The sequence below is a fragment of the Microcella sp. genome, assembly GCF_033763155.1.
Classification (GTDB): Bacteria; Actinomycetota; Actinomycetes; order Actinomycetales; family Microbacteriaceae; genus Microcella.
Genome location: NZ_JANRKZ010000239.1, coordinates 1 through 11,134, shown reverse-complemented (window position 1 = coordinate 11,134; position 11,134 = coordinate 1). Strand labels below are relative to the sequence as shown.

At 66.6% G+C, this 11,134-nt stretch carries 13 protein-coding genes; all 13 read left to right on the top strand.

The features are described from left to right. A partial coding sequence (rpsD, locus tag SFU54_RS10435) for a 30S ribosomal protein S4 (protein ID WP_319016211.1) occupies positions 1-413 on the top strand: 413 nt, incomplete at its 5' end. Positions 414-521: 108 nt separating this feature from the next. Then, the gene (locus SFU54_RS10430) at positions 522-749 is read left to right on the top strand and encodes a hypothetical protein (RefSeq protein WP_319016210.1); all 228 of its coding nucleotides are present in this window, start codon (positions 522-524) and stop codon (positions 747-749) included. A gap of 53 nt (positions 750-802) precedes the next feature. Then, entirely contained in the window at positions 803-3,460 is a 2,658-nt protein-coding gene (gene alaS / locus SFU54_RS10425) for an alanine--tRNA ligase (protein WP_319016209.1), read from the top strand. A gap of 2 nt (positions 3,461-3,462) precedes the next feature. Beyond that, positions 3,463-3,933: a Holliday junction resolvase RuvX gene (ruvX, locus tag SFU54_RS10420; protein WP_319016208.1), complete on the top strand. Its 471-nt coding sequence runs from the start codon at positions 3,463-3,465 to the stop codon at positions 3,931-3,933. Beyond that, on the top strand, positions 3,930-5,201 hold the full coding sequence (gene mltG / locus SFU54_RS10415; protein WP_319016207.1) for an endolytic transglycosylase MltG: 1,272 nt from the start codon (positions 3,930-3,932) through the stop codon (positions 5,199-5,201). Before ruvX ends, mltG begins: the two co-directional genes overlap by 4 nt. After that, entirely contained in the window at positions 5,194-6,030 is an 837-nt protein-coding gene (locus tag SFU54_RS10410) for a shikimate dehydrogenase (protein ID WP_319016206.1), read from the top strand. The genes mltG and SFU54_RS10410 overlap by 8 nt, the downstream gene beginning before the upstream one ends. Positions 6,031-6,088: 58 nt before the next feature. Continuing rightward, positions 6,089-7,294: a chorismate synthase gene (gene aroC / locus SFU54_RS10405; RefSeq protein ID WP_319016205.1), complete on the top strand. Its 1,206-nt coding sequence runs from the start codon at positions 6,089-6,091 to the stop codon at positions 7,292-7,294. A gap of 18 nt (positions 7,295-7,312) precedes the next feature. Next, a complete protein-coding gene (locus SFU54_RS10400) occupies positions 7,313-7,867 on the top strand; it encodes a shikimate kinase (RefSeq protein WP_319016204.1) in 555 nt (184 codons plus the stop codon). After that, positions 7,864-8,940, top strand: a complete 1,077-nt coding sequence (aroB, locus tag SFU54_RS10395) for a 3-dehydroquinate synthase (RefSeq protein ID WP_319016203.1) — start codon at positions 7,864-7,866, stop codon at positions 8,938-8,940. The genes SFU54_RS10400 and aroB overlap by 4 nt, the downstream gene beginning before the upstream one ends. Before the next feature lie 25 nt (positions 8,941-8,965). Beyond that, positions 8,966-9,409, top strand: coding sequence for a type II 3-dehydroquinate dehydratase (gene aroQ / locus SFU54_RS10390; protein WP_319016202.1), 444 nt, complete (start codon positions 8,966-8,968; stop codon positions 9,407-9,409). 91 nt (positions 9,410-9,500) lie between these two features. Next, positions 9,501-10,064, top strand: a complete 564-nt coding sequence (gene efp, locus SFU54_RS10385; RefSeq protein WP_319016201.1) for an elongation factor P — start codon at positions 9,501-9,503, stop codon at positions 10,062-10,064. After that, complete coding sequence (gene nusB / locus SFU54_RS10380; protein ID WP_319016200.1) at positions 10,064-10,480, top strand: transcription antitermination factor NusB; 417 nt, start codon at positions 10,064-10,066, stop codon at positions 10,478-10,480. Before efp ends, nusB begins: the two co-directional genes overlap by 1 nt. A 103-nt stretch (positions 10,481-10,583) precedes the next feature. Further along, the coding region (locus SFU54_RS10375) for an ABC transporter ATP-binding protein (protein ID WP_319016199.1) at positions 10,584-11,134 on the top strand (551 nt) is incomplete at its 3' end.

Sequence of the window (11,134 nt, the reverse complement as noted above, 5' to 3'; positions counted from 1 at the left end):
TCGCCTTCAACGAGGCGCGCCGCACCGAGGGCCTGACGGGTGAGAACCTCGTCGAGCTGCTCGAGATGCGTCTCGACGCTCTCGTGCTTCGTTCGGGCTTTGCTCGCACCACGGCGCAGGCGCGCCAGATGGTTGTGCACCGCCACATCATGGTTGACGGCCAGCTCGTCGACCGCCCGTCGTTCCGCGTGAAGCCGGGTCAGCTCATCCACGTCAAGCCGCGCTCCGAAGGCACCGAGCCGTTCCAGGTGGCGGCCGCTGGCGGTCACGTCGACGTTCTCCCCAAGGTTCCTGCGTACCTCGAGGTTGAGCTCGACAAGCTGCAGTCGCGTCTCGTGCGTCGCCCCAAGCGCGCCGAAGTTCCCGTGACCTGTGAAGTTCAGCTCGTCGTCGAGTACTACGCAGCGCGCTAACACCTGCAACCGTCATACGGGGGTCCGGCATCACGCCGGGCCCCCGTTTGCGTCGGGCCGCTAGGCTGTGAGGGTTCACCACCCACGACTTCTCACGAGGGAGCACTCATGAAGAACGCCGCTTGGCTCATCGTTGGCATCGCGGTCGGCTTTGTCGCCGCCCACCAGGTCTCGAAGACCCCGCAGGGCAAGCAGTTCTTCGACGATGTCGACGCCAAGGCCCGTGAGTTCAGTGCTGCTGTGGTCGATGGCTACAAGCAGCGCGAGGCCGAGCTTCGCGCGGCTGTTGCCGAGGCCGAAGACACCATCGCCGACCTCACCAACCGCCTCAAGTAACCAGCGGGGCTTCGCGCCCCACCCCTTCTCGACTCAGGACGCCACAGCCCCTCATGCAGACCGCCGACATTCAGCGCCGGTGGCTCGAGTTCTTCGGTACTCGCGGTCACACGGTCGTGCCCTCCGCTTCGCTCGTCAGTGACGACCCCACGTTGCTCTTCACCGTGGCGGGCATGGTGCCATTCGTGCCCTATCTCACCGGGGTCGTGCCCGCGCCCTACCCGCGCGCGACGAGCGTGCAGAAGTGCATCCGCACCAACGACATCGAAGAGGTCGGCAAGACCCCGCGCCACGGCACGTTCTTTCAGATGAACGGCAATTTCTCGTTCGGCGACTATTTCAAAGAGGGCGCGATCTCATACGCGTGGGAACTCTTGACGACGTCGCAGAGCGATGGAGGCATGGGCTTCGACGAGAAAGACTTGTGGGTCACGGTCTACAAAGACGATGACGAAGCGATCGCGCTATGGAAGAAGATCGCTGGACTGCCCGACAACCGCATTCAGCGCCTCGACATGGACACGAACTACTGGTCGACCGGCCAGCCCGGCCCGGCCGGCCCGTGCTCCGAGATCTTCTTCGACCGTGGCAAGGCCTACGGCGTTGACGGTGGTCCGGCGACCGACGACGACCGCTACGTCGAGATCTGGAACCTCGTGTTCATGCAGTACCTCCGTGGAGAGGGAACCGGCAAGAACGACTTCGAGATTCTCGGCGAGTTGCCGAACAAGAACATCGACACCGGCATGGGAATGGAGCGCGTCGCGTTCCTGACGCAGGGCGTCGAGAATATGTACGAAATCGACCAGGTGCGTCCGGTTCTGGATGCTGCTGCCGAGATGTCCGGTCGTCGCTACGGTGCCGACCACGACGATGACGTGCGCATGCGCGTCATCGCCGACCACGTGCGCTCGTCACTCATGCTCATGACCGATGGCGTGGCGCCCGGCAACGAGGGCCGGGGATACATTTTGCGGCGCTTGCTGCGGCGCAGCATCCGTGCGATGCGCCTGCTGGGTGTGGATGCGCCGAGTTTCGAGGTGCTGTTCGCCGCGTCGCGTGACGCGATGAGCGCCGCGTACCCCGAGATCACCGAGCACTACGACCGCGTGTCACGGCTCGCCTTGGGCGAAGAAGAAGCGTTCTTGCGCACGCTCGTTGCCGGAACAACGATTCTCGACCTCGCGGTCGCCGAGACCACGGCTGCTGGCGCGACGACGCTTCCGGGCGACACGGTCTTTCAGTTGCACGACACCTTTGGTTTTCCGCTCGACCTCACGCTCGAGATGGCTGAAGAGAACGGGCTCACGGTCGACCGTGCCGAGTTCGACCGCCTCATGGCCGAGCAGCGCACACGCGCCAAGCTTGATGCCAAGTCAAAGAAGGGGGCTCTCGCCGACGTCAGCGTCTACGGCGAGTTCCGCGCGGCGGGCGAAACGGCCTTCCTCGGGTACGACGAACTGCAGGCCGAAACGACCGTGCTCGGCATTCTCGTGGGCGGTCAGAGTGTGGCCGTTGCCCAAGCTGGCGACATCGCCGAAGTGATCCTCGCCGAGACGACGCTCTATGCCGAGTCGGGTGGTCAAGACAGTGACGAGGGCTCGATCGTGGGCTCGGGTTTCGACCTCGAAGTGCTCGATGTGCAAAAGCCCGTCAAGGGGCTCATCAGCCACACGGTGCAGGTGCGCTCGGGCGAAGTGCACGTGGGCGATGCCGCGACGACGCAGGTCGACCCGGTGTACCGCCGTTCGGCGAGCCAGGCTCACTCTGCAACGCACGTCATTCACGCGGCTCTGCGTCAGACGCTCGGCAACGACGCCCACCAGTCCGGGTCGTACAACAAGGCCGGCTACATGCGTCTCGACTTCACCTGGAACCAGGCCCTCAGCCCCGCGACGCGCAGCGAGATTGAAGAGATCAGCAACATTGCGGTGCGCGACAACCTGCCCGTTTCGACGCGCGTCATGGCGCTCGATGAGGCGAAGTCGCTTGGAGCCATGGCCCTCTTTGGAGAGAAGTACGGCGAGACCGTTCGCGTCGTCGACATCGGGGGCCCGTGGTCGCGCGAGCTGTGTGCGGGCATCCACGTGAATGGCTCGGCCGAGATCGGCATGATTAGCCTCGTGAGCGAGTCATCGGTCGGCTCGACCAACCGTCGCGTCGAAGCGCTGGTGGGGCTCGAGGCGTTTCGCGAGTTCGCGACCGAACGTGCCCTGGTTCAGCAGCTGACGAGCAGTCTCAAGACTCCCCGCGACCAGCTCGCTGAGCGCATCGCCGATCTCAGCGCACAACTCAAGGCCGCGGAGAAGACGATTGCGCAGTACGAGTCAGCGCGCCTGACGGAGCGCGTGCCCGCGCTCGTCGCGGCGGCGTCGACCCTCGGGCCGTACACGGTCGTCGCCGAGAACCTCGGCACCCTCGGGTCTGCGGACGACGTGCGAACGCTCGCGACGACCGTGCGCGGTCGACTCAGTGATTCAGCGACGGTTGTGGTGTTGGCTGCCGAGGTTGCCGGCAAGGCGACCGTCATCGTGGCCACGACACCGGCGGCTCGCGACGCCGGAGCCAAAGCGGGCGTTCTCGCTCGCGCGGCCTCGGGCGTGCTCGGCGGCGGCGGAGGCGGAAAAGACGACCTCGCCCAGGGCGGGGGAGCTGACCCGTCGGCCATTCCCGCGGCGATCGCGGCGGTGCTCGCGGAGCTGCGGGGCTGACCGTGCGCACGGGCGTGCGGCTCGGCGTCGACGTGGGCCGTGCCCGTGTCGGCGTTGCGCGAAGCGACCCGCACGGCATGCTCGCGACGCCGGTCGAAACGCTCGCTCGCCGCGAGGCGCCCGTGGCGAGCATCCGTCGCCTCGTTGATGAGTATGAGGCGATCGAAGTGATCGTCGGCCTGCCGCTGTCTCTGAGCGGCGACGAGACCGCGTCGACCGACGACTCGCGGGCTGTCGCTCTCGAGCTTGCCGAGGTGATCGACGTGCCGGTGAGGCTTGTTGATGAACGCCTCACGACCGTCAGCGCGGCGCGGGGGCTTCGCGAGGCCGGGCGCACGGCAAAGAACTCGCGTTCAGTGGTCGATCAAGCGGCCGCTGTTATTCTGCTTCAGCACGCCCTCGACGCAGAGCGTTCAACGGGCAACCCGCCCGGAACGCTCGTTGAGCCGCACGAAAGACGACCGATCGCGTGACCACAAACGACGCTTGGGACGACATCTTCCGCAGCCAGCCTGGCGCGGCGAACCCTTCAGCAGGCGAGCCCGCTGCCGCACCAGTGGCTGCCGGTGAGGCGCCCCTGAGCCGCCGCGCGGCCCGCGAGTCAGAGGGCCGTCGTCGCGGTTCGGGGCGGGATGCTCGCCGCACGCCCCCCACAGGACCCCGCCGGCGTCGCTGGCCCTGGGTGCTGCTCGGTGTCTTCTCGCTGCTGCTGGGCATCGGCGCTGCCGGCGCCACCTACGTGTGGATGAACTATGAGTCGCAAGTGCGCGAGCTGCTCGGCTGGGAGTTGCCCAACGACTACGAAGGCTCGGGCAATGGCACCGAGGTCACGGTCGTGATTCGCCCTGGCGACATCGGTGAAGACGTCGCACGAACCCTGCAGCGTGAGGGCGTCACGATGTCGTTCACCGCGTTCTACGAGTTGCTGCTTGCCGACTCGTCGATCGTGCTCTTTCCGGGAACGTATCTCTTGCAAGAAGAGATGTCGGCACAGGCGGCCCTCGACATTCTGCGCGACCCGGCGAATCGGGTGACGTCGAGCGTGACCATCCCCGAGGGAACGACGATCACTGATGCCCTGGGCCTGTTGTCGATTGGCACCGAGATTCCTTTCGAAGAGTTCGAAGCGGCAGCGATCGACCCGACGATCTACGGCATCCCTGACGAAGCGCCGAGTCTTGAGGGCTACCTGTTCCCGGCCACGTATGAGTTCGAGCCCGGCTTGAGCGCGCAAGAGGTCATTCAAGTCTTGGTCGACGAGATGTTCGCGCGACTTGATGCGCGCGGCGTTGCGCCCGTCGACCGGCACCGCATCTTGACCATGGCGGCGCTCGTTCAGCGTGAAGCCGGGCCCAACACCGACGACTTCGGCAAGATCGCGCGCGTCTTCTACAACCGCCTCGAGTCGGGCTGGCGCCTGCAATCGGATGCCACGGTTGCCTATGGCACCGGCAACTTCTCAACCGTGTGGACGACCGACGCCGAACGGGCCGACGCGTCGAACCCCTACAACACCTACGCCAACGACGGCCTGCCCATTGGCCCGATTGGGTTGCCGGGTGAAGTGGCGATCGACGCGGCGATTACTCCCACCGAGGGTCCGTGGTTCTTCTTCGTGCCGATCAACCTGCAGACCGGTGAGACGGTCTTCTCCGAGACGGCGGATCAGCACGAAGCGGCGGCCGAGACCTTGCGTCAGTGGTGTCGGGCGAGCGACGAAAACGCTGCCTACTGTGAGTAGACAGCTTGCCGTGCTGGGCCACCCCGTCGAGCACTCGCTGTCACCCGTGCTGCATGCTGCGGCCTACGCCCATCTGGGGCTCGACTGGCATTACGGGCGCCATGATGTTCGCGAGCACGAGTTAGCCGGATTCATTGATGGTCTCGACCGTTCGTGGCGGGGGCTATCGGCGACGATGCCCTTGAAAGAAGAGCTCTACCGGTTGGCCGACGAATGGGATGACGCGGTCGCCCAGACCGGAGCTGCCAACACACTGCTGCTCGCCGACGATGGGAGCCGCGTCGCCCGCAACACCGACGTGGCCGGCATCGAGCGGTCTCTGCGCGACGCCGGGCTAGAGACGGTTCACCAGGCGGTCATCGTCGGTGCCGGTGCTACGGCGCGATCGGTACTCGTAGCTCTCGATGGCGTCGGGATGCGCGGCGCGACGATCGCGGTGCGTGAACCCGCGCGGGCCTCCGGCCTCGTCGAGCTCGCCGACACCCTGGGTCTCGACCTCGACCTCGTGCGGCTCGGTGACCTTGAGCACGTCGTCGAGGGCGCCGACGTCGTCGCCTGGACTCTGCCGAACGGCGTGGGACTCAACCAGGTGCTGCCGTTCGACGCCCGTATGACGGCCGTGGCCCTCGACGTCACGTATCACCCGTGGCCCGGGCCGCTCGCCGCGCAGTGGCTCGAGGTGGGTGGCCGCGTGGCATCGGGTCGCGACATGCTGCTGCACCAGGCGGTGCGGCAAGTGCGCTTCTTCGTCTCCGGCCAGACCGACGAGCCGCTCGATGATGAAGCGGGCCTCGAGCTCGCGATGCGCACCGCGCTCGACGCGGCGTGAGGGTTCGGGCGACTCGCGGCGGGCATCCCGCCCCCTGCACGCATGGGAGAATGGCCTCATGCTGCGTTGGTTGACCGCCGGAGAATCTCACGGCCCCGAATTGATCGCCGTTCTTGAGGGGATGCCCGCCGGCGTTCCCGTGCTGCGCGAGTCAATTCAGGCCGACATGCAGCGGCGCAAGCTCGGCTACGGGCGCGGTGCCCGCATGAAGTTTGAGCAGGATGAACTCACGATCTCGGGTGGCGTGCGTCACGGCCTCAGCATGGGTAGCCCGATCGCTCTGCGAATCGGTAACACCGAGTGGCCCAAGTGGACGACCATCATGAGCGCCGACCCGGTCGACCCCGGCGAGCTCACGGGTGCCCGCGGCGCGCCGCTCACGCGCCCGCGCCCGGGCCACGCCGACTTGGTGGGCATGCAGAAGTACGGCTTCGACGAGTCGCGCCCCGTGCTCGAGCGCGCGAGTGCTCGAGAGACGGCTGCGCGCGTGGCCCTCGGCGCCGTCGCTCGATCGTTCTTGGGCGAGTTGGGTATTCGGCTCGTTGCGCACACGCTCGCCATTGGTCCTGTTCGCGTTCCTGACGATGCGCCGTTGCCCCTTCCCGACGATGTCGACCGCCTTGACGCTGACCCGTTGCGGTGTTTGCATCCCGAGACGAGTGCAGCCATGGTCGCCGAGGTTGATGCGGCCCACAAAGACGGTGACACGCTCGGCGGAGTCGTCGAAGTGCTCGCCTACGGCGTGCCGCCGGGGCTCGGCTCGTACGTGCACTGGGATCGTCGACTCGACGCCAAACTCGCCGCGGCCCTCATGGGCATTCAAGCCATCAAGGGGGTCGAGGTCGGCGACGGCTTCGAAACCACGCGCCGCCGCGGCTCAGCCGCCCACGACGAGCTCGTCGTCGACGACGGCATCATCGAGCGCTTGAGCGACCGCGCCGGAGGTACCGAGGGCGGCATGAGCACGGGAACGGTGTTGCGCGTTCGGGCGGGCATGAAGCCCATCGCCACGGTGCCGCACGCGTTGCGCACGGTCGACACCTCGACAGGCGAACCCGCCGCTGCCCACCACCAGCGTTCAGACGTGTGCGCGGTTCCGGCCGCAGGCGTTGTCGCCGAGGCGATGGTTGCTCTCGTGCTGGCCGAGGCCGTGCTCGAAAAGTTTGGGGGCGACTCGATCGACGAGACGCGCCGCAACCTTGAGGGCTACCTCGCGGCGATTCCGTCGACCCTCACGACCGCCGTCTCCGACGGCCGCGGATGACCGCGAAACGAGCTGCGCGTGGCTGACGAGCGGGCGAGCGACCCGACGATGTCGGGCGGCCCTGCGGTCGTGCTGATCGGCCCGCCCGCCGCCGGCAAGTCGCGCATCGGAAAGCGCCTCGGGCGCATCCTCGACGCGGCCTTTATCGACACGGATCGCGAAATAGCTGCTGCGCACGGGGCCATCACCGACATCTTCGCGACGCGAGGTGAACCTGCCTTTCGCGAACTGGAGGCGGCTGCTGTGGCCGATGCTCTTGCGCACGCGGGCGCGGTTGTCGCACTCGGTGGGGGAGCCGTCATGACGCCGGGCGTTGCCGACATGCTGCGCGGGCTTCCCGTGGTGCTCGTGACCGTTTCGGCAGAGGCCGCCGCTGAGCGCCTTGACCCTGAGACGCGACCCCTCGTGCGCGATGGCATCGACGCGTGGGTGGCACTCGTCGAGAAGCGCATGCCCACCTACACCGCCCTGGCGTCGGCGACCTGGGATACCTCGGCGCGCCCCATCGACCACATTGCTGCTGAGATCGCCGAGTGGGTGCGCGAGCGCGCGCGCCCGGCTGGAGAGTCATGACCGAGACCACCGTCATTCCCGTGAGTGGGCCGCCCGCGTACGACGTTCGGGTTGGTCGAGGGTTGCTGGCCGACATCGCCACCGTGCTTCCGCCCGCCGCCTCGAAGGTGCTGGTCATCCACGCCCCACCACTCGCGGCTCACGCCGAGGCCCTGCGCGAGCAGCTCGCCGGTCGAGTCGAGGTGCTGCTCGCCGAAGTGCCCGACGCCGAGGGCGCCAAGCGCATTGAGGTCGCCGCGTTTTGCTGGCAGATCATGGGCCAGACCGATTTCACGCGAACGGATGCTGTGGTCGGCCTCGGCGGAGGTGCAACGACCGACCTCGCGGGCTTTGTTGCCGCGACGTGGTTGCGGGGCGTGGCGGTCGTGCAGGTGCCGACGACCGTGCTCGGAATGGTCGACGCCGCGGTCGGGGGAAAGACGGGAATCAACACGGCAGAGGGCAAGAACCTCGTCGGGGCTTTCTGGGCGCCCACGGCGGTGTTGTGTGACCTTGACCTGCTTGCCGACTTGCCTCAGAACGAGATCCTCGCGGGGTTCGCCGAGGTCGTGAAGTGCGGCTTCATCGCTGACCCGGTGATCCTCGAGTTGCTCGAGGCAGATGTGAGCGTCGCGACCGACCGCACGAGCCCCGTCTTCCGCGAGCTCATCGAGCGCAGCATCCGCGTCAAGGCAGCTGTCGTCAGCGACGACTTCACCGAGCAGGGCCGTCGTGAGATTCTCAACTACGGCCACACACTCGGCCATGCGATCGAGCACGCCGAGCGGTATCGCTGGCGCCACGGTGCTGCAATCTCGATCGGCATGGTCTTCGCGGCCGAACTCTCGCACCTCGCTGGCTCGTTGCCCGCGGAGCAGGTCGACCGTACGCGGCGAATTCTCGCCTCTCTCACGCTGCCCACCGGGTATCCGCTCGGTCGCTGGAAGACCCTGCTCGCAACGATGCAGCGCGACAAGAAGGCGCGTGCGGGCATGTTGCGCTTCATCGTTCTCGACGACGTGGCCAAGCCGCGCGTGCTCAATGGCACCGACGAATCGGTGCTGTTTGCCGCCTACCAGGAGGTAGGGGAGTGAACGCCCGCGCCGGTAGGGTGACGGCATGACCGCAGTCACCCGCGTGCTCGTACTCAACGGGCCGAACTTGAATCGCCTCGGCACGCGCGAGCCCACCATCTATGGCACGGCAACGCTCGACGACTTGCGCACCGAGCTCAGCTCGGCTGCCGCCGGTGTCGACATCGACCTCCGACAGTCGAACGATGAAGCCGAGCTCATCGGCTGGCTCCATGATGCTGCGGATGCTCACACCCCGGTCATCCTCAACCCCGCGGCGTTCACCCACTACAGCTACGCCCTGCGCGACGCGGTGGCGCTCGTGACCGAAGCGGGCATCCCGGTCATCGAAGTTCACCTGTCGAACCCGCACGCGCGCGAAGAGTTTCGGCACACGAGCGTGATCTCGGGCGTCGCAACAGGCGTCATCGCCGGTTTCGGGTTCGGCTCGTATCGCCTCGCCCTCGCGCAGTTGCTGCACGCTCGATAGGGCGCGCGCCCGCGCGTCGACTAGACTTTCGCGGCGGTGCGCTCGCGCGCCCGATTCTCTTGCTCCTCACCGAAACGGACTTCAGGTACTCATGGCGACCACGAACGACATCAAGAACGGCAGCGTGCTCAACCTCGACGGGCAGCTCTGGAACGTCATTGAGTTCCAGCACGTCAAGCCGGGCAAGGGCGGCGCCTTCGTGCGCACCAAGATGCGCAACGTCATGAGCGGCAAGGTCGTCGACAAGACCTTCAACGCGGGCACCAAGGTCGACTTCGCCACGGTCGACCGCCGCGACTACCAGTACCTCTACCAAGACGGTGCTGACTACGTCTTCATGGACACGACCGACTACGAGCAGGTCACTGTTCCCGCCTCTGTTGTCGGCGACGCTGCCAACTTCATGCTCGAGAACCAGATCGTGACGATCGCCATGAACGAGGGCGTGCCGTTGTACCTCGACCTGCCGGCATCGGTTGTTCTCGAAGTCACCTACACCGAGCCCGGACTGCAGGGCGACCGCTCGACGGGCGGCACCAAGCCGGCCACGGTTGAGACGGGCTACGAGATTCAGGTTCCCCTCTTTCTCGAGACGGGCACCAAGGTCAAGGTCGACACGCGAACGGGTGATTACCTGGGCCGCGTCAGCGACTAGTGAGCGCTCGCAGCAAGGCTCGCAAGCGGGCCCTCGACATGCTCTACATCGCCGACGTACGGCAGGTTCCCATCGCCGACATTCTCGGCGAGGAGGCACGGCGTGCGGCGGCCGCTCCGCAGCGTGCGTCCAGCTGGCCATACGCCGAGCAGATTGTGCGTGGTGTCAACGACTCGCTCGCCGAGATCGATGCGCTCATCGAACAGCACGCCGTGGGCTGGACCCTCGCGCGCATGCCGGTCGTTGATCGCGCGATTCTGCGTCTTGCGACGTGGGAGCTGCGCGAGAACGCGGATATTCCTACTGCCGTGGCGATCGCTGAGGCGATGGAACTCGCGAGCGTGTTGTCGACTGATGACAGTGCACCCTTCGTGAATGGTGTGCTCGGGGCGATTGCCGACGACGTTCGCGCCTAGCCGATTGGCGTCTGTGACGCTTGTGTGACGTTCTGTTTCACTCCGTGTCGTCGTGTGTCTGGCCGGTTTGCTGGCGTGTCGAAACCGCTCGTACGGTGGCGTTATGTCGTTGACCCAGTCCGCACCCGTCGCCGTTTCGCCGGCGCTTCCGGTGTCGCTGCGCGGCGTCGGTCGCACGTTTCCGGCAGCCCGCGGTGCAGAACCGCGTGTCGTGCTTCGGGATGTTCAACTCGACATTGCGCCCGGCGAGATCGTCGCGCTGCTCGGCCCGTCGGGGTGCGGTAAGTCGACGCTCTTGCGCCAGATCAGCGGACTCGACCGACCGACCTCGGGAACCCTGACGATCGACCGCACGGCCGTGGCGCCTGCTGACCAGCGGTCGGCCGTGGCGTTTCAAGAGCCGCGGCTTTTGCCGTGGCGCACGGTTGCTCGCAACATCGAGCTGGGACTGCCCCGCGGCCTCGATCGCCGCCAGGGAGCGGCGCGCGTCGCTGAACTGCTCGAGCTCGTGCAGTTGTCACACGCCGCGGGCCTCAAGCCGCGCGAAATCTCGGGCGGCATGGCGCAGCGGGTGTCGCTCGCTCGTGCCCTCGCCCGCGGTCCGGGAGTCCTGTTGCTCGATGAGCCCTTCGGCGCTCTCGACGCCCTGACTCG